General features: G+C 63.1%; 16 protein-coding genes and 1 tRNA gene. 9 read left to right on the forward strand and 8 right to left on the reverse strand.

What is annotated here, in order from left to right:
- Positions 1–158: 158 nt before the first annotated feature.
- Together ACWGPT_RS03125 and pgi are read left to right on the forward strand one after the other, a co-directional pair.
- A complete protein-coding gene (locus ACWGPT_RS03125; protein WP_452604131.1) occupies positions 159–1,856 on the forward strand; it encodes a long-chain-fatty-acid--CoA ligase in 1,698 nt (565 codons plus the stop codon).
- 101 nt (positions 1,857–1,957) lie between these two features.
- Complete coding sequence (pgi, locus tag ACWGPT_RS03130; protein WP_452604132.1) at positions 1,958–3,583, forward strand: glucose-6-phosphate isomerase; 1,626 nt, start codon at positions 1,958–1,960, stop codon at positions 3,581–3,583.
- A 63-nt stretch (positions 3,584–3,646) separates the two neighbouring features.
- On the opposite strand, the gene ACWGPT_RS03135 is transcribed toward pgi, so the two are convergent.
- From ACWGPT_RS03135 to pyrC, 3 genes are all read right to left on the reverse strand, one after another.
- On the reverse strand, positions 3,647–4,582 hold the full coding sequence (locus ACWGPT_RS03135) for a carbohydrate kinase family protein (RefSeq protein ID WP_452604133.1): 936 nt from the start codon (positions 4,580–4,582) through the stop codon (positions 3,647–3,649).
- Positions 4,583–4,636: 54 nt separating this feature from the next.
- On the reverse strand, positions 4,637–5,332 hold the full coding sequence (locus ACWGPT_RS03140) for an orotate phosphoribosyltransferase (RefSeq protein ID WP_452604134.1): 696 nt from the start codon (positions 5,330–5,332) through the stop codon (positions 4,637–4,639).
- Positions 5,333–5,419: 87 nt separating this feature from the next.
- Positions 5,420–6,460, reverse strand: coding sequence for a dihydroorotase (gene pyrC, locus ACWGPT_RS03145; protein ID WP_452604135.1), 1,041 nt, complete (start codon positions 6,458–6,460; stop codon positions 5,420–5,422).
- A 218-nt stretch (positions 6,461–6,678) separates the two neighbouring features.
- Here pyrC and ACWGPT_RS03150 point away from each other — a divergent pair, with 218 nt between their 5' ends.
- The gene (locus tag ACWGPT_RS03150) at positions 6,679–7,605 is read left to right on the forward strand and encodes a tetratricopeptide repeat protein (protein ID WP_452604136.1); all 927 of its coding nucleotides are present in this window, start codon (positions 6,679–6,681) and stop codon (positions 7,603–7,605) included.
- A gap of 56 nt (positions 7,606–7,661) precedes the next feature.
- Here ACWGPT_RS03150 and ACWGPT_RS03155 read toward each other — a convergent pair whose 3' ends face one another.
- From ACWGPT_RS03155 to ACWGPT_RS03170, 4 genes are all read right to left on the reverse strand, one after another.
- The gene (locus ACWGPT_RS03155) at positions 7,662–8,375 is read right to left on the reverse strand and encodes an SDR family oxidoreductase (protein WP_452604137.1); all 714 of its coding nucleotides are present in this window, start codon (positions 8,373–8,375) and stop codon (positions 7,662–7,664) included.
- A gap of 168 nt (positions 8,376–8,543) precedes the next feature.
- Positions 8,544–8,620: transfer RNA gene (locus tag ACWGPT_RS03160), tRNA-Arg, on the reverse strand.
- A gap of 128 nt (positions 8,621–8,748) precedes the next feature.
- The gene (locus ACWGPT_RS03165) at positions 8,749–10,245 is read right to left on the reverse strand and encodes an ATP-binding protein (RefSeq protein WP_452604506.1); all 1,497 of its coding nucleotides are present in this window, start codon (positions 10,243–10,245) and stop codon (positions 8,749–8,751) included.
- A 151-nt stretch (positions 10,246–10,396) separates the two neighbouring features.
- Positions 10,397–12,475 (reverse strand): HAMP domain-containing methyl-accepting chemotaxis protein, encoded by a 2,079-nt coding sequence (locus ACWGPT_RS03170; RefSeq protein WP_452604138.1) that lies wholly within the window; start codon positions 12,473–12,475, stop codon positions 10,397–10,399.
- A gap of 448 nt (positions 12,476–12,923) precedes the next feature.
- On the opposite strand from ACWGPT_RS03170, the gene rpmH reads away from it, so the two are divergent.
- The 5 genes from rpmH (at position 12,924) to argB (ending at position 17,026) form a co-directional block, all read left to right on the forward strand.
- Positions 12,924–13,061: a 50S ribosomal protein L34 gene (rpmH, locus tag ACWGPT_RS03175; RefSeq protein ID WP_052636689.1), complete on the forward strand. Its 138-nt coding sequence runs from the start codon at positions 12,924–12,926 to the stop codon at positions 13,059–13,061.
- A 27-nt stretch (positions 13,062–13,088) separates the two neighbouring features.
- A complete protein-coding gene (rnpA, locus tag ACWGPT_RS03180; RefSeq protein WP_452604139.1) occupies positions 13,089–13,481 on the forward strand; it encodes a ribonuclease P protein component in 393 nt (130 codons plus the stop codon).
- Entirely contained in the window at positions 13,478–15,271 is a 1,794-nt protein-coding gene (yidC, locus tag ACWGPT_RS03185; protein ID WP_452604140.1) for a membrane protein insertase YidC, read from the forward strand. Before rnpA ends, yidC begins: the two co-directional genes overlap by 4 nt.
- Positions 15,272–15,400: 129 nt before the next feature.
- The gene (gene yihA, locus ACWGPT_RS03190; protein WP_452604141.1) at positions 15,401–16,063 is read left to right on the forward strand and encodes a ribosome biogenesis GTP-binding protein YihA/YsxC; all 663 of its coding nucleotides are present in this window, start codon (positions 15,401–15,403) and stop codon (positions 16,061–16,063) included.
- Between the two features lie 75 nt (positions 16,064–16,138).
- The gene (gene argB / locus ACWGPT_RS03195; RefSeq protein ID WP_452604142.1) at positions 16,139–17,026 is read left to right on the forward strand and encodes an acetylglutamate kinase; all 888 of its coding nucleotides are present in this window, start codon (positions 16,139–16,141) and stop codon (positions 17,024–17,026) included.
- Here the strand turns inward: argB and ACWGPT_RS03200 are convergent, their stop codons facing one another.
- Positions 17,027–17,941, reverse strand: coding sequence for an EamA family transporter (locus ACWGPT_RS03200; protein ID WP_452604143.1), 915 nt, complete (start codon positions 17,939–17,941; stop codon positions 17,027–17,029).
- Between the two features lie 102 nt (positions 17,942–18,043).
- On the opposite strand from ACWGPT_RS03200, the gene ACWGPT_RS03205 reads away from it, so the two are divergent.
- Entirely contained in the window at positions 18,044–18,754 is a 711-nt protein-coding gene (locus ACWGPT_RS03205) for a pyrimidine 5'-nucleotidase (protein ID WP_452604144.1), read from the forward strand.
- Positions 18,755–18,768 lie beyond the last annotated feature (14 nt).

Raw genomic sequence — 18,768 nt, forward strand, 5'->3', positions numbered from 1 at the left:
CCCATTCTCGCCACCGTTGACGTTTACGTGCAGGTTATATAGCAACATCAGCTTATGGCCCGGCGGAACAGGCCATGGCATAGTATTGCTCCTGCCGCAGAGTGGAGGACTTTGCGACGGGTTATACCGCCAAGAATAAAAGGGAAGAGGAGGCCCAAATGAGCGAAGCGCATGCGCATATGAGTGACAAATCCGACAAGGTCTGGCTTGCCTCCTACCCCTCCTCGGTTCCCGCCGATATTCCGGCACTCTCCTACCGCTCCCTGGCAGAACTGTTCGAGAGCTCCTGCGTAGCATACCTGCCGCGGGTCGCCTTCTCGAGCATGGGGCGCGAGATGACCTACCGGGAGCTGGAAATTGAAACGCGCAAGGTAGCCGCGTGGCTTCAGGCACAGGGCCTGGAAAAGGGCGACCGCGTCGCGGTGATGATGCCGAACGTTCTGCAGAACCCGGTCGTCACCTACGCGATCCTCAGGGCCGGCTGCGTCGTCGTCAACGTCAATCCGCTCTACACGCCCCGCGAGCTGGAACACCAGCTGAAGGATGCCGGGGCGAAATCCATCTTCGTGCTGGAGAATTTCGCGCACACGGTTCAGCAGGTGGCGGCCGAGGTGGGCGTGCGGCACATCGTCGTGACGGCGATGGGCGACATGCTGGGCATGAAGGGCCATCTGGTCAACCTGGTGGTCCGGAAGGTCAAGAAACTGGTTCCGGCGTGGTCCATTCCGTCCGCCGTTCCGTTCAAGAAGGTCCTCGCCGAAGGCGCCCACCTTTCGCTGAAACCGGTCGACATCGACAGCAACGACGTTGCCTTCCTGCAGTATACGGGCGGAACGACGGGCGTTTCGAAGGGGGCGGCGCTCACGCACGCCAACCTGCTCGCCAACAAGATGCAGCTGACCATGTGGCTGGAGGCGGCGTTCGCCACCCGACCAAGGCCCGAGGTCCTGACCTTCGTCTGCGCGCTTCCGCTCTACCATATCTTTGCGCTGACGGTGAATTCGCTGATGGGAATTGCGATGGGTGGACACAATGTCCTCATCGCCAATCCGCGTGACATTTCTGCTTTCCTCAAGGAGTTGCAGAAGCACAAGGCACATATCTTCCCGGGCCTCAACACGTTGTTCAACGCGATGATGAACCATCCCGATTTCGCGAAGGTGGACTTTTCATCGCTGATCCTTGCACTGGGCGGCGGCATGGCAGTGCAGCGCCCGGTTGCCGAACGCTGGCAGGCGCTGACCGGCACCGCCATTACGGAAGGCTACGGCCTTTCGGAGACGTCGCCGGTCGTCACCGCGAACCGCGTCGACAGACAGGAATTCACCGGCATGATCGGATTGCCGTTGCCCTCGACGGAAATCTCCATCCGCGACGAAGACGGCAAGCCGTTGCCGCTGGGCGAGGTCGGCGAGATCTGCATCTGCGGCCCGCAGGTGATGGCGGGCTACTGGCAGCGGCCCGACGAGACCGCGGCGGTCATGACGCAGGACGGCTTCTTCCGATCCGGCGACATGGGCTACATGGACGAACGGGGTTTCACCAAGATCGTCGACCGCAAGAAGGACATGATCCTCGTCTCCGGCTTCAACGTCTATCCGAACGAGGTCGAGGAAGTCGCGGCGATGCATCCGGGGGTGCTGGAATGCGCGGCGGTCGGGGTTCCGGATCCGCATTCGGGCGAGGTGGTCAAGCTCTTCGTCGTAAAGAAGGATGCCAGCGTCACCGAAGACGACATCAGGGAGCACTGCGCCACCAACCTGACGGGCTACAAGCGGCCGCGGCTGATCGAATTCCGAACCGAACTGCCGAAGTCCAACGTCGGCAAGATCCTCCGCCGCGAACTGCGCGGCTGATCGAGACACGCAACAGGCGCGGCCCGCGAGGCCGCGCTTGATTTGACATGGAAGTCTTATAGGTTCCCGTGCATCCCTCCCCCGGATCAAGAGGACATTCCATGCAGGCCATCATCAACCAGCTGAAGACCACCGCTGCCGCCACGAATGCGACCGACCTTCGGGCGGCATTCGCTGCCGACGCGCAACGTTTCGAGCGGTACAGCGTCTCCACGGGAGACCTGTTGATGGATTTCTCCAAGACGGCGGTCAACGACGAGGTCATGGACCTCCTCGAGAGGCTGGCGGCAGAGGCGGGCGTCGCACAGAAGCGCGAGGCGATGTTCTCCGGCGAGGCCATCAACTTCACCGAAGGCCGTGCGGTTCTCCACACCGCCCTTCGCAACCGGTCGGACACCCCGGTCCTGGTCGATGGCAAGGACGTGATGCCGGACGTCGACGCAGTGCTCGCGGCCATGGGCCGGTTCGCCGAGGGGATACGGTCCGGCAGGCTCAGCGGAGCGACGGGGCGCAAGATCACCGACATCGTCAATATCGGCATCGGGGGGTCTGATCTCGGCCCGGTAATGGCGACGCTGGCGCTCGCGCCCTTCCATGACGGCCCGCGCGCCCACTTCGTCTCCAATGTCGACGGCGCCCATATCGCAGACACGTTGAAGCTTCTCGACGCCGAGACCACGCTCTTCATCGTCGCCTCCAAGACCTTCACGACCATCGAGACGATGACCAATGCGGCTTCGGCCCGCGCGTTCATCGCCGACACGCTCGGCGAAGATGCGGTGAAGCATCATTTCGCGGCCGTCTCTACCGCGCTCGACAAGGTCGCGACCTTCGGCATAGCCAGCGACCGGGTCTTCGGCTTCTGGGACTGGGTCGGCGGGCGCTATTCCATCTGGTCGGCGATCGGGCTGCCGCTGATGATCGCGATCGGCCCGGAAAACTTCGGCAGCTTCCTGGATGGCGCCTATGCGATGGACCGGCATTTCCGGGAAGCACCGATCCGGGAGAACCTGCCGATGCTGCTCGGCCTGATCGGCTTCTACCATCGCAACGTGCTGGGTTATCCGACGCGCGCCATCCTGCCTTACGACCAGCGCCTGTCGCGCTTCCCGGCCTACCTGCAGCAGTTGGACATGGAATCGAACGGCAAGCGCGTCACCATCGACGGAACGTCGGTCGAGGGGGAAACCGGCCCGGTCGTCTGGGGCGAGCCCGGCACCAACGGCCAGCACGCCTTCTACCAGCTCATCCACCAGGGGACGAGCATCATCCCGGCCGAGTTCATGATCGCGGCCAACGGCTTCGAACCGCACCTGCGCCACCACCACGACCTGCTTATCGCCAACTGCCTGGCGCAATCGGAGGCACTGATGAAGGGGCGCACGCTTGAGGAAGCGAAGGCGCAGCTCGCCTCCAAGGGAATGGATGGCGCGCAGGCGGAGGCGATCGCTCCGCATCGCGTCTTTCCGGGCAATCGCCCTTCCATCACCTTCGTCTACGACCAGCTCACGCCTTTTGCGCTCGGCCGCCTCATCGCCCTCTACGAACATCGCGTTTTCGTCGAAGGGGTCCTGTTCCGGATCAATTCGTTCGACCAGTGGGGGGTGGAGCTTGGCAAGGAGCTGGCGACCGGGTTGCTGCCTATCGTCGAAGGGAAGGAAAGCCCGGACGGGCACGACAGCTCGACCGTCGGCCTGGTCACAAGCCTGCTGAAGGGCAGACGCTGATCCATCCAGCCCTCGGGCATTCGGCCTTACCGGCAGCGTGGGCACCCTATGGCGTATCGGCGGTCAGCCAGCCGACAGGCCGATCTCGTGGGCGTAGGGCGGATTTGCGCCGGAGCGGGAAACTGTCACAGCCGCAGCCTTTGCCCCAAGGCAAAGCGCGTCGTGGATTTGGGCCTCGGTCAGCGTCGCCACCTTTGCCTTGGTCAGGACGCCCTGGATCTTCAGCGAGGCGAGGACGCCTGCGTCGAATGTATCTCCTGCGCCAACCGTATCGACGACCGCGACCTTCTCGCTCGGTACCGTGACCCGGTGCTCTGCCGTGTAGCCGGTGGCGCCGTCCGCTCCGCGGGTGACGACGACGAGCCTGGCGCCATGATGGAGCCAGTGGCGCGCGAGTGCGTCCATGTCTCCCTCGAGGCCGAACCAGGCGAGATCCTCGTCGGAGAACTTCAGGATATCGGACATGGCCGCCATGCGGCGGATCCGCAGCATGTGGGCGGCCTTGTCGCGGATGAAGCCGGGGCGGATGTTGGGATCGAGCGAGATCACCCGCCGCTCGTGCTCGCGTTTCATCAGCGCTTCATAGGTCGATCCGCAAGGTTCCGGGATCAGGCTGATCGCACCGAAGTGGAGCGCCTCGCACTCGTCGGTCAACTCCGGCAGATGGTCTTCGGTGATCATCCTGCCGGCGGTGTTCTCGTCATAGAAAGCGTACGAAGCCTGGCCATGAACGAGTTTCACGAAGGCGATCGTCGTCGGCCGCGAAAGGGTGGCGCAGTAGCTAAAATCGACATTGCTGGCACGAAGCGTGTCGCGCAGGATGTCGCCCATCATGTCGTCGGAGAGGCCGGTGAAGAAACCGGTCGGTTGGCCGAGCCGCCCGAGCGCGATCGCCGTGTTGAAGACGGCGCCACCCGCGTAAGGGGCGAAGCCCTTCTCTCCCAGCGTCGTCTCACGCGGAAGCATGTCGATCAGGGCTTCACCGCAACACAGGATCATGTCGTTCCTCCCAGAACTGCCGAGACCTTGGATACGTGAGCTTTTGTCGCTTGCCTAGAGCGAAAGCTCACTCACGCCGCCATTGCGGCCCGACCAGGCCAAGGGCGCATCCAGGAAGGCTTCCACTTCCGAAAGCGTCTTGTCGTCGAAGAGCCGCTCCGCTTTCGCCACAGCGAGGACGTCGCGCCAGGTGGCGATGTGGTGAAGCTCGACCTTGCCGTTTGCAAACCGCGCTTCCGCTTCGGGGAAGATACCATAGAAGAAGAGGGCCATGCCGTGATCGACACTGCCGCCTGCGGCGCGGATGGCGTCGATGAACTTGAACATCGAGCCGCCGGCCGTCGTCAGGTCCTCGATCACCAGCACGCGGGCACCTTCCGGCATGTGACCTTCGATCTGCGCATTGCGGCCGTGGCCCTTCGGCGCCTTGCGGACGTAGATCATCGGCAGGCCGAGGCGTTCGGCAAGAAAGGCCGCGAAGGGAATGCCGGCGGTCTCCCCACCCGCTACGCAGTCGAACTTCTCGAAGCCGGCTTCGCGCATGACGGTGGCCGCCGCGAAATCCATGATGGTCGAGCGGATGCGCGGGTAGGAGATGAGCTTGCGGCAATCGATATAGACGGGGCTCATCATGCCGGAGGAGAGCTTGTAGGGCTTCTCCGCGCTGAAGTGGACGGCGCCGATCTCCCACAGCATCTTCGCCATCAGTTCGGCCATGACGCCGCGGTCTGTAAAGGTCGTCTGGATCATGCTGCCGTTCCTTCCTGTCGCTGTTTATCGAGCGCCATACCAGCCTGCCGACCGACGCGCCAGATGGCCCGTCGGCGGATCAGGGGATCAGGGCTCCACCCGCCAATGCAGCGGGAACATCGGATCGAAGACGGTGATTGCTCCCGCCTCCGTCTCGCGCTTGGCGGGATAGACCACCGCCTCCTCTTGCCTGACCAGCGTGATCGTCTCGGAATTGGGCGCAAGCCCGTACCAGGCCGGGCCGTTGAGCGAAGCAAACGATTCGAGACGATCGAGCGCGTTCTCCTCCTCGAAGACATGCGCAAGGCAGCTCATCGTATTCGGCGCGGTATAGATGCCGGCGCAACCGCAGGCGCATTCCTTCAGCGGATCGACGTGGGGGGCCGAATCCGTGCCAAGGAAGAAGCGCGCGTCACCGGAGGTCGCCGCAGCCCGCAACGCCAGGCGATGATGCTCCCGCTTGGCGACCGGCAGGCAGTAATAGTGAGGGCGTATCCCGCCCACGAGGATGGCGTTCCGGTTGATGATGAGGTGATGGGTGGTGATCGTGCCGGCGAGATTGCCTGAAGAGCCGAGGATATAGTCGATCCCGTCCTTCGTGGTCACGTGCTCCATCGTCACCTTCAGTTCCGGCAGGCGCGCTCGGAGCGGGTCGAGTACGGTTTCGATGAACACCGCCTCGCGGTCGAAGATGTCGATCTCCGCGGTCGTCACCTCACCGTGGACGCAGAGCGGCAAGCCGATCTCGGCCATCCGTTCCAGGACGGGCATTGCCTTGTCGATATCGCGCACGCCACTGGCTGAGTTCGTCGTGGCACCCGCCGGATAAAGCTTCACCGCCTTGATGAGACCGCTCGCCTTGCCGGCTGCGACGTCATCCGGGCTCGTCCCTTCCGTCAGGTAGAGGGTCATCAGCGGCTCGAAACGTTCACCCGCCGGAACGGCGCCGAGGATGCGCTCCCGATAGGTCGCCGCATCCGCGGTCGTCACGACGGGCGGCACGAGGTTCGGCATGATGATGGCCCGCGCGAAATGGCGGGTGGTATCGCCTATCACCGCCTTGAGCACGGCGCCGTCGCGCAGGTGCAGATGCCAGTCGTCGGGGCGGCGGATGGTCAGCGTTTTCATGCGGGAGCCTCGCAGTCACAGGTGAGGCCCGCATAGCACCAACCACGTGTCAGAAACAACTCGGCAGACCGCTCGAACCGCGATCTCGACCTGTCGCGCTCGCGAAATGGTGATTGCAAAATGGGGATGTGGAGCCGCCGGCTCCTCATAGAAAAGGAACCGCTCACGAACTTGGGCGTTCGTTAAGCAAATAAATAAGAAATGAATCGGAGCGCACAATGAAATCCCAGGTCCGTAAAGTCAACAAGGGATTTGCACTTGCCACAGGAACAGCAGTCGTCCTGCTGTCACTGACCGTTTCCCCCGGCGCTCAGGAAAACGCCGTGCCGTCCGATTCGCTCAACATCCAGAACGAGTGCGACCGCCTGGCGGGCAGCCCGAGCGATCATCAACGCAACACGGCCTTCGGGGCTGTCGATACCGCACAGGTCGGCGCAGGCGCGATCGACACCTGCCGCCTCGCCTTCGAAGCCACCGGCAATCCGCGCTTCGCCTATCAGCTTGGCCGGGCGCTCAACAATGCCAACGAAATCGACCAGGCAATGTCGGCATACGAAGCTGCGGCCGAGGCGCAGTACCCCGCCGCCAAGGTCAATTTCGGCATGCTTCTCGGCCGCCTGGGAGACCATGGAGCGGAGTTCCAGATGTATAGCGAGGCCGCTGAGGGCGGAAACGTGCTGGCGGCATACAATCTGGGTGTCTCCTACCGCGACGGCATCGGAACCCAGGTCGACGTCGACAAGGCGCTACACTGGTTCGAAGCCGCAGTGGCCGGCGGAGACGATACGGCCGCCTTTAACATTGCCGTCATCTACGATGAAGGGAAGCTGCTGCCGGAGGACGACCAGACCGCGATCGCATGGTACGACCTCGCCGTTCAGCGCGGCAACGTGGACGCCATGGTCAATCTCGGGATCATGCTCGAAACCGGGGAAGGCATCGATCCCGATGCCGGCCAGGCCGCTGAACTCTACGCAAGAGCCGCGGAGCGCGGTGACATGTTCGCCGCCAACAAGATCCTCGAACTGCACGCGTCCGGTCGCCTGGAGCAGCCGGAGATGAGCGAATTCGAGGAAGGGATGAACTCGCTCGTCCTGAAAGAGGGCGACATGGAAAAACCGTCCCTTCTCGCCAAGAGCATCTGATTTTCATCGGACTGAATTGACGGCCCTTGGATCCTTCGCCTCTCCGGCGACGAACTTTACACGTGCCTTGTGAGCCCGCCGTCCACCCGGATGTTTTGTCCGGTGATATAGCCCGCGCCGTCAGACAGCAGGAAGGCTGCCGTCTTGGCGACCTCCTCGACAAGCCCGATCCGCTTCATCGGTACTTTCTCGGCTGTTTCCGGCTTGTGGTCGAGGCTGTCGATATAGCCCGGGAGAATGCAGTTCATCCTGATGCCGCTTGCGGCGTAGCGGTCGGAATAGAGCTTGGTGAAGGCTCCCGCGGCGGCGCGATAGGTGCAAGACACGGGGAAAACCAGCGATGGCTCGTAGGCGGCGAATGTCGTGATATTGACGAAGGCGCCCGCGCCCTGGCGAAGCATGACGGGTGTGACGAGCCTTGCCATGCGAACCAGGCTGAGGATCATCATGTCAGATCCCAGCGTCCACTGCTCATCCGTTATGTCGAGAAGATCGCCCTTCGGCGGGTGGCCGGTGTGATTGACCACCGCGTCGATGCGACCATAGGTCCTCATTGCGAGATCGAACACCGCCTCGATATCCGCAGCTTCTTCCGCGACGCCGCGCACTGCGACGCCCCCGAGTTCGGCCGCGAGCGCCTCGCAGCTTTCGGACGGCGACATCAGCGCCAGACGATAGCCACGCTCGTGCAGTTCGCGCGCGATTGCCGCTCCCATGCCCCGACCGCCACCCGTGATTAACGCGACCGGCTTCACCGCTTCCTCCTGCATGCCCCCTCCTTCAAGCGACGACGAACGTTCGCATCGCCGATGGAGCTATAGCACCGGCATCTCGCGATTGCCTATGGTGAGCCTGGAAAGAAAGATGACGGGAGATTGCACGGCGCGACTGGGCGGTTGCCGCAAGGCTCGCATCACAGAAATTGAGAAGGAAAGAAATGGCGCACCCGAAGAGATTCGAACTCCTGACCCCCAGATTCGTAGTCTGGTGCTCTATCCAGCTGAGCTACGGGTGCGTCTGCTAACGGCGTCGCCGCTTGCGTGGCGATCCTCTAAAACGTCCTCCGGATGATTGCAAGCGCTTTTCCGCCGCAGGTCCGATTTTTGCTGATCAAGCGCCAGTGGAGGCCGTTTATCGAAGAATTCAGGCGCCGGCGCGCATGCGATAGTCGTCGAGAGCGACCGGCCGGTCGGGAATCTCTATCCGGAACTGGGTGCCGGGGCCGGGTTTTTCGACGAGTGCGATCGTGCCTCCATGGGCGAGCACGAGTTCGCGCGCAATGGCGAGCCCGAGCCCGGTGCCGCCGGAGCGGGCTGCGCCGCGGAAGGCCGCGAAGAGGTTTTCCTTCGCCTTGCGCGGCATGCCCGGCCCGGTGTCGTCGATGGTTATGCCCACGACACTGCCGACGCGTTGCGCCGTTACGGTGATCCGCCTGATGGTCGCCGGATCGTCGGGGTGAAAGACGACGAGCGCCTGCACGGCATTCCGGCAGATGTTGTGGATGACGCGGAAGAGTTGGTCGCTGTCGGCATCGATCTCGAGCTCGCCCGGAACCTGATCCTGGAACTCGATGCCGCTGTCGGGATCGAGGGCCAGCATGTCGCGAACGTCCTGGCACAGTTCGGCGAGGCGCAGGACGCGGCGCTTGGGCGCCGACTCGGTCGCCTGGCCGTAGGAGAGCACCTCGCTCGTATAGCCGACGGCGCGATCGATCGTGCGCAGAAGCTTCGGCGCGAACCTTCGCACCATCGGATCGTCGACATCCACGAGGCGGTCGGACATGAGCTGCGCGGACGCGAGGATGTTGCGCATGTCGTGATTGATCTTTGACACCGCGAGCCCGAGATCGGCGAGGTTCTTCTGCTGCTTGAGGGTCCGCTGAAGCTCGACCTGCATTTCCAGGAGGTGGTGTCCGGCGACGGCGAGTTCGCCCCTGGCGCCATCGGGGCGAAACAGCCTGCCCGGATCCTCGGGACGCTCCGAAAAAAGCTGCATGCTGCGCGCGAGATGGCGGATCGGCCGGATCATCATCCGGTTGATGGCAAGGAAGATCAGCACGGCGGTGATCAGGGATATGACAAGCGACAGGACGAACATCATCTGCGCGTAGCCGATCATCTCCTTGCGCAACGCATCATCGGTCATCACCACCTCGATAACCATGTCCGTCTCGCCGATGGGGCCAAGCACGCGCATCACCCGTCCGCCGCCGAAAAGCAGGGTGCGCATCGCGTCACGGATGGACTCCGGCAAGGAGACGTCCGACAGGTCGTACTGATCATCGATCTGGGGCGGTGTATCGACGGCCGCCAGCAGGCTCGAGGTTCCGTCCTTCCTGAGCGCCACCACCTTGGCACCGGTGGCGAGCAGCGTGTCGTCCTGGACGCTCCGGGGAAGTTCCGAGGGGCGCAGGCCATCGATGACCACGCCGGCCGCCGCCGCGGTATCGAGCCGATCCCGCAGCCAGCTCATGCGCATTCCCGCCACCGACGGCGCGAATATGAGGATTTCGGCAAGCATGACGAAGGCCACGGTCAGCCAGAGCAGCCGCCCGGAAAGGCCGTGGAAAAGGCGCGGCATCCTCTCAGGCGCTTCGCGCTCGGGGGGTGCACCAATTTCGTTATCGACTTCTCCGCTCATGCGGATCTCCGTCGTTGCCGCCACCCCCTGTGGCAGCGCGTCCATTCGTCGCCCCGGCCCGTTGTAGCAGTTTTTCCCGCGCGTACAAACAGAAGCAGGCCGGGGGAGAAAGCCCTCGGCCTGCTTCTGTCGTCCGACAAGACTGGACCGGTCAGAACTCCTCCCAGTCCGCACCCGGTGCAGCGGCTGCCGCCGTCGCGGTCCTGCCGACACCCAATGCCTTGGCAATCGCGCCCGTCATCGCGCGGGCGGGCGATGCATGAGGACGATCAGTCTCCGAAGCCGGACGCGCCCGTCCGAGCCCGTTTCCGGATGCCGAGGGTTTCGCCGCCGGGGCGGGTGCAGGAACGGCACGAGCCTGTGCCAGGCCCACGTCTCCCAGATGGAACCGGGAGACCACCGAGAACAATCCGCCGGCCTCCGAGGAGAGCTTCTGCGTGGCGGCCGAGGTTTCCTCGACCATTGCGGCGTTCTGCTGCGTCACCTGGTCCATCTGGTTGATGGCGGTATTGACCTCCTGCAGTCCGGTCGCCTGCTCCTTTGCGGCCACTGCGATCGAGTGGATGTGTTCGTTGATCCGCATAACGCGGGCCTCGATCTCGGACAGGGCTTCTCCCGTCTTCTGGACCAGGCGAACGCCGCCGGCGACCTCCTCGCCCGACTTGGTGATCAGACCCTTGATGTCCTTGGCGGCGGCCGCGGAGCGCTGGGCGAGCTCCCGAACTTCCTGGGCGACGACGGCGAAGCCCTTGCCGGCCTCTCCTGCACGCGCAGCCTCCACACCGGCGTTGAGCGCCAGAAGGTTCGTCTGGAAGGCGATCTCGTCGATCACGTTGGTAATCTGGGCGATCTCGCGCGAGGCCTGCTCGATGCGGCCCATGGCCTCGACCGCGCTGCGAACGACCGCACCGGACGCGACGGCGCTCTCGTTCGCCTCGCCCACCATGACGGTTGCTTCCTGAGCTCGATCGGTAGAGGTGCGGACCACTGCCGTGATCTGATCGAGCGCCGCCGAGGTTTCCTCCAGGGCGGCCGCCTGCTGTTCGGTGCGCCTGGAAAGATCGTTCGTCGCGCTGCTCAGTTCGTTGGAACTGCTGCTGATCGTTCCGGAGCTGACCCTTACGTTCTGCATGGTGTCGCGAAGGCTTGCGACTGCCGCGTTGACGTTGGCCTGCAGTTCCGCGAAGGCGCCGTGGAAACTGCCCGACATGGTCTGGGTGAGGTCGCCCTGGGCGAGGCACTTGACGACGCGACCGGTCTCCGAAACGCCTGCCTCGACGCTATCCATCAGGCTGTCCACGTTGCGGGCGAAGTTATCCAGGCTCTCCTCGCCGAAGCGTTTGTCGATCCGAAGGGTGAAGTCACCGTTAGCCGCGGCCCCCACGACCGCCTCCATCCGCGAGCGAAGTTCGTCACTGCGTGCGCGGCTCCCGCTCTCATGCTCGTTCATGCGGGCGACCTGGATGCCGTTCTGCTTGAAGATCTCCACCGCATCGGCCATCTCTCCGATTTCGTCGGCGCGGCCACGACCGGGGATTTCCGTATCGAAGTCACCATCGGCGACACGCTTCATGGAAACGGTGAGGTCGATGATCGGTCCACTCAGCTGGCGGCGGCCCATGTAGAGGCCGAGGCCGGCACCGGCGGCGACACCGAAGAGCGTGACCGCCGAGAGGAGCAGCACGACCAGCCGGCCGAACTGGTCGACTTCGGCATTGACGGCCTCGAGTTCCGCGAGGTCCGCATCGACCACGGCATCGATTTCCGCCTGGAACTGCTTGCGGTTGGCCCGATTCGCCTCGTTATTGCCCTGCACGTTAGCTGCCTCGGGGCCGGTTTCCAGGCCGAGCTTTACCGTTTCGGTGCGAAATGCCTTGAACTCTCCCGCGCGTGCAACGAGGCTCGCAAAGGCGGCCTGCTGGCTATCGGGAATCCGGGACTTCCAGTCCGCAAGCAAAACGTCCATCTTCTGGAGGTTGTTCAAAAGTCCGTCGCCGAACTTGACGGCGTCTTCCTTCGTATCGGAGGCGTATATGCCGCGCGACTCCATGACGACCCCGGTCACCAGCCTGTTCAGGCTCTCTCCCATGTGAGCCCGCTGGGCGGCCGCCTCATATGTCTGCATCAGCGAGCGGGATTGCGTCAGCGCGAAGATGGATATCCCACCGACGATCAGCGTCACCGCACTCATGAGACCAACGAGCAGGTTGATCTTCCCTCGAATTCTCATCGCATTCCCTTCCAAGCCAGATTACAGACAGAGGCTCTGCGAGCACCCCTCCACCGGTTGCGAGAATTGGCATGCAGCGATTAAGAAATGCTTGAGCATAAAAACTGGTCAGGCCGATAAAAGATTGCATGAGCGTGACTAAGTGGCGGGAATGAGAACCGTTTTGCTTCAGGACTTGTCATTTGCGCCCGAGACGTGAAATTTTGCCCCTCATTTACTGGGGAAGGGTGGAGCACTGGGTTGCTTCGCCAAAATTGGTCGACCAACCCTCCACGCAAGCCGAGCTGGCTCCCGCCGGCCCGTGATTGACTTTTGTGGCGTCTTTCCCTTATAAGCCGCCCACGTTCAGCCTCCCCGGGCTCGCGCGACTGCGAGTTGTTGGCGGACGTTTTCGAAACGCTCTGCCGCAAGGCAATCAAGAAGGGCCGCACACCGCGGTGTTTAAATAATGTCGAAGCGTACCTATCAACCGTCCAAGCTTGTCCGCAAGCGCCGTCACGGCTTCCGCGCCCGCATGGCGACGAACGGCGGCCGCAAGGTTCTTGCAGCTCGTCGCGCACGCGGCCGCAAGCGTCTGTCGGCCTAAGGGCCGGCCGTGCCCGACAACCGGGCAATGACGACCGAAAAGAAAACCAAATCGACTGTCGGGCGGCTGAAAAGCCGGCCGCAGTTTCTCGCTGTGCGCAAGGGCGAGAGCCGCAGAGGCCGGACCTTCCTTCTCGAGGTCCTGGACCGGCAGGAGCCCGAGACGCCGCCACGGGCCGGCTTCACCGTCACCAAGAAGCACGGAAACGCCGTCGAGCGAAACCGGATGCGCCGACGCCTGAAAGAGGCGGTGCGGCAGAGCGTCGGGTTTGCAATGAAGCCCGGACACGACTATGTCATTGTCGCGCGACGGGAGGTCCTGACGGTACCGTTCGCAGAACTCACTGCACAACTTGCCGAGCGCATAGACGGCCGGCCGAGACCGAAACGGTCTGAGGAGACCCGCTCCAGGAAAGCATGATGGAAAAGAACCGCAATTACCTTATTGCGATCGCCCTCTCGGTGGTGATCGTCCTTGCCTGGCAATTCCTCTACATGAACCCGAGGATGGAAGCGCAGCAGCGGGCACTCGAGGCGCAGCAGGCACTGCAGGGCGAATCCGCGCAGCCGGTAACGCCTGAAAGCCCGGGCGCAACCGTGAGCGGCAGCCTTCCGGGCGCCAGCCAGGCCCAGGGGACGCAGAACCGAGAGCAGGCCGTGGCGGCTAGCCCGCGCGTTGCCATCGATACGCCCGCCCTGTCCGGCTCCATCAACCTCGTCGGGGCTCGCTTCGACGACCTGAAGCTGCGCGATTACCACGAGACGGTCGACGACAAGAGCCCGATCATCACGCTGTTCTCGCCTGCAAATACCGCCGACGGCTATTTCACCGAACTCGGCTTCGTCCAGAGCGACGATTCCGGCTCGGTGCCCGGCCCGTCCACGCAATGGACGCTGGCAAGCGGCGACAAGCTGACGGTGGACACTCCGGTCGTCCTCACCTTTACCAACGAGAAGGGCGTGGTCTTCACGCGCACCATCTCGGTGGACGAGCACTACCTGCTCAACGTCACGGACAAGATCGAGAACCCGACGGCAGAAGCGATCTCGCTCGCGCCCTACGGCCGCGTCACGCGCTACAACAAGCCGGCAACGCCTTCCGTCTACGTTATTCACGAAGGCTTCATCGGCGTGCTCGGCGAGAACGGGCTGATCGAGGAAAGCTACGACGACGTCGACGAGGAAGCGGTCGCCAACGCCAAGGCGACCGGCGGATGGCTCGGCATCACGGACAAGTACTGGGCCGCCACGCTGGTCCCGCCGCAGTCGCTGCCCTACGAGTCCCGCTTCTCCCACTTCAAGGACGGCCAGCCGCGCTACCAGGCCGACTTCCGGAGCGATGCACTGACGGTCGCGCCGGGCGAAACGGTGGAAGTCACCAACCTGATCTTCGCAGGCGCCAAGGAAGTTCCGCTCGTCGACCAGTACGAGGAACAGTACTCGATCCCGCGCTTCGAGCTTCTGATCGACTGGGGATGGTTCTACTTCATCACCAAGCCGATGTTCCACCTGATGGACTTCTTCTTCCGCTACTTCGGCAATTTCGGCGTTGCGATCCTGCTGACGACCATCGTCGTCAAGGCGATCTTCTTCCCGCTTGCCAGCAAGCAGTACGCCTCCATGGCCAACATGAAGCGCGTGCAGCCGAAAATGGAGGAACTGAAGGCCAAGCATGGCGATGACCGCATGGCAATGCAGCAGGCGATGATGCAGCTCTACAAGGAGGAGAAGATCAATCCGATCGCCGGCTGCTGGCCGATCCTCCTGCAGATCCCGGTCTTCTTCGCGCTCTACAAGGTGATCTACGTCACCATCGAGATGCGCCACGCGCCGTTCTTCGGCTGGATCCAGGACCTGTCGGCACCCGATCCGACGTCGCTCTTCAACCTGTTCGGCCTCCTGCCCTTCGGCGTCCCCGGCTTCCTGCTCATCGGCGTATGGCCGCTGATCATGGGCATCACCATGTGGCTGCAGATGCGCATGAACCCGACGCCGCCGGATCCGACACAGGCGATGATCTTCAACTGGATGCCGCTGGTCTTCACCTTCATGCTGGCAACCTTCCCGGCCGGCTTGGTGATCTACTGGGCCTGGAACAACACGCTGTCGATCATGCAGCAGGCGCTGATCATGAAGCGTCACGGGGCGAAGATCGAGCTCTTCGACAACATCAAGTCCCTGTTCCGGCGAAAGCCGGCGCCCAACAAGTAACAGCGAAAAAGCCCCGGCACGCCCCGGGGCTTTTTCTTTTCGGGACACGGTGCCGACCGGCCGCAGCTTGACAAGTGGGAGCAAAACCGGGAAGCCCTGCCCCTCGACAGACACGGAAACGAGACCATCATGCCCGCGACCACGACCCCGGACGAAAAGCCGCTCTTCGGCCGCCCCTGGATCTTCATCCGCGGCGTTCCCTCCCTGAAGTTCCTTCCTCCGGAGGGCCCGCTGGAAGTCGCCTTCGCCGGACGCTCGAATGTCGGCAAGTCGTCGCTGATCAACGCCCTTGTCGGTCACAAGGGCCTTGCACGGACGTCGAACACGCCGGGCCGCACGCAGGAACTCAACTATTTCGTGCCGGAGGGATATTCCGGCGAGGGTGGCGACCTGCCGCCGATGGCGCTCGTCGACATGCCGGGCTACGGCTATGCGCAGGCACCGAAGGACCAGGTGGACGCCTGGACCAAGCTGGTTTTCGATTATCTCCGCGGCAGGGCGACGCTGAAGCGTGTCTACGTGCTGATCGACAGCCGCCACGGCATCATGAAAAAAGACGAGGAAGTCCTCGACCTCCTCGACAAGGCTGCCGTGTCCTACCAGATCGTTCTAACCAAGACGGACAAGATCAAGGAGGCGGGCGTGCCCCGGCTGATTTCCGAAACTACGGAAAAGATCCGCAAGCGTCCGGCCGCCTACCCCGAGATCATCGCCACGTCCTCCGAAAAGGGCAAAGGGCTCGATGAACTCCGCCGGACCATTGCCGACACGGTCGGCTATCCTTCCGTATAAACGCCGCGACCGCGGCCGGTTTCATCCGTCACGAACCTGCGCTAAAACGCGCCGATCAAAAACACAGGGATCTCCATGAGCGCGACCGACAGCGAACTCCAGGCGAAACTTCTGGCCCAGGCGCTGCCCTACATGCAGCGCTACGAGAACAAGACGATCGTCGTGAAGTATGGCGGGCACGCCATGGGCGACAACGAGCTTGGCAAGGCGTTTGCAGCCGACATCGCGCTCCTCAAGCAATCCGGCGTGAACCCGATCGTGGTCCACGGCGGCGGCCCGCAGATCGGCGCCATGCTGAACAAGATGGGCATCGAATCGAAATTCGAGGGCGGGCTGCGCGTCACGGACGCCAAAACGGTCGAGATCGTCGAAATGGTCCTGGCCGGCTCCATCAACAAGGAGATCGTCGCGCTCATCAACCAGACGGGCGAATGGGCGATCGGACTGTGCGGCAAGGACGGCAACATGGTCTTCGCCGAGAAGGCGAAGAAGACTATCATCGATCCGGATTCCAACATCGAGCGGGTGCTTGATCTCGGCTTCGTCGGTGAAGTCGTGGAGGTCGACCGGACGCTGCTCGACCTGCTTGCCAAATCGGAGATGATCCCCGTCATCGCGCCCGTTGCACCCGGCCGGGACGGCGCGACCTACAACATCAACGCGGACACCTTCGCCGGCGCGATCGCCGGGGCGCTGAGGGCGACCCGCCTGCTGTTCCTGACGGACGTACCGGGCGTTCTCGACAAGAACAAGCAGCTCATCAAGGAACTTTCGGTCGCCGAGGCGCAGGCGCTGATCAAGGACGGGACGATTTCCGGGGGCATGATCCCCAAGGTCGAAACCTGCATCGACGCCATCAGGGCAGGCGTGCAGGGCGTCGTCATCCTCAACGGCAAGGCGGCCCATTCCGTGCTGCTCGAGATCTTCACCGAAGGCGGCGCGGGGACACTGATCGTCCCCTGATCAGATCAGGACCAGCGCCAGGATCCCCAGAACGATCAACACGCAGCCGGCGATCTCCAGCCGGTTGATATGCTCCTTGAAGATGAAGACGGACGAGGCGAAGGTGAAGAGCATTTCCACCTGCGCCAGCGCCTTGATGACCGCCGCCGGCTGAAGCGTCATCGCGGTGAACCAGCCGAAGGATGCCGTCGCCCCGACAAAGCCGACCAGCGCCGCCGGGCGCCAGGCGGCAACGACCTTGCCCAGTTCCTCGCGCTCCCGCAGCACGATCCACACGAGCATCGCGAGCGCTTGCATGATGATCACGATCATCAGGGTGTAACCCGCCTGGACGACGGGATCGGGCACCGGCAGGCTCTGCGCCAGCGACAGCGAGGCGTAGCGGTAGGAGACGCCGGATATTCCAAACAGAAAGCCCGACATCAGGCCGATGACGGCCGTACGGCTGCCTATCGAGGTAATGAGGGACCTTGCCGTCAGCTCGGTCCGGGCCACCGAAATCAACATGACGCCGACGACGGAAATCACGATGGCGATCACCGTGCCGACGGTCACCGTCTCGCCTACCAGGACAAGCGCGACAAGTGCGGCCTGCGCCGGCTCTGTCCGCGAATAGGCCGTCCCGACCGCGAAATTGCGGAAAGCGAAGATATAGACCAGCAGGAAGGTTGCGCCGATCTGTGCGAGCCCACCTGTTACAGACCAGAGCCAGAAGGCCAGATTCGGCACGGGCATGGGGCGATCCAGCCCGATATGCAGGATCGCCATGTAGAGGACGGCGAAGGGCACGCCATAGCCGAAGCGGACGAAGGTGGCGCCCGTCGTGTTCAGGCGTCCGCGCAGGTGTTTCTGCAACGCGGATCGCATGTTCTGCAGAAAGGCCGCGCCAATGGTGATCGGTATCCAGATGTCCATGCTTGTGGCCGCTATCACTCCGGGCGCGTGTCGCCAAGGTCACTTTCCTCCAGCGCCGGAGTTTGCCGTTTTCTTTGGCCTCTCCACGGTGCATAAGGCCGCATGAGCAAGCCCAAGACCGCACCCGTCGCCGCCGATTTCGCCCATGTCAGGGACTGGGTGTTCGACCTCGACAACACGCTTTACCCGCATCACGTCAACCTGTTTGCGCAGATCGACCGCAACATGACCGCCTATGTCGCGGAATTGCTGCAGATGGAGCGGGACGAGGCAAGGGCTCTGCAGAAGCGCTACTACCACGAGCACGGCACGACACTTCAGGGGCTGATGCTGAACCACGGCATCGACCCGAACGACTTCCTGGAGCGGGCGCACGCGATCGACTATTCGGCTCTTCTGCCGCATCCGGAGCTTGGAGAGGCGATCAAGGCGCTGCCCGGGCGCAAGTTCATCTTCACGAACGGAAGCGTTCCGCATGCGGAGGCGGCCGCGCGTGCGCTCGGCATTCTCGACCACTTCGACGAAATATTCGACATCGTCGCTGCGGACTACGTTCCGAAGCCGGCCGGCGAAACCTACGACAAGTTCGCCCATCTCCACCGTGTCGATACGCGACATGCCGCCATGTTCGAGGACCTGCCGCGCAACTTGAAGGCGCCCAAGGCGCTCGGCATGCGCACCATCCTGCTGACGCCGCGCAACCTCGACGAGGTCCTGATCGAGCGCTGGGAAGTGCTGTCGGAGGAGGATGACCACATCGACTACCTCACCGACGACCTCCAGGCCTTCCTCTGCGCGATAGCCGCAGGTTGAGACCTTACCGAAAT

This window comes from Pseudorhizobium sp. NPDC055634, from assembly GCF_053618655.1.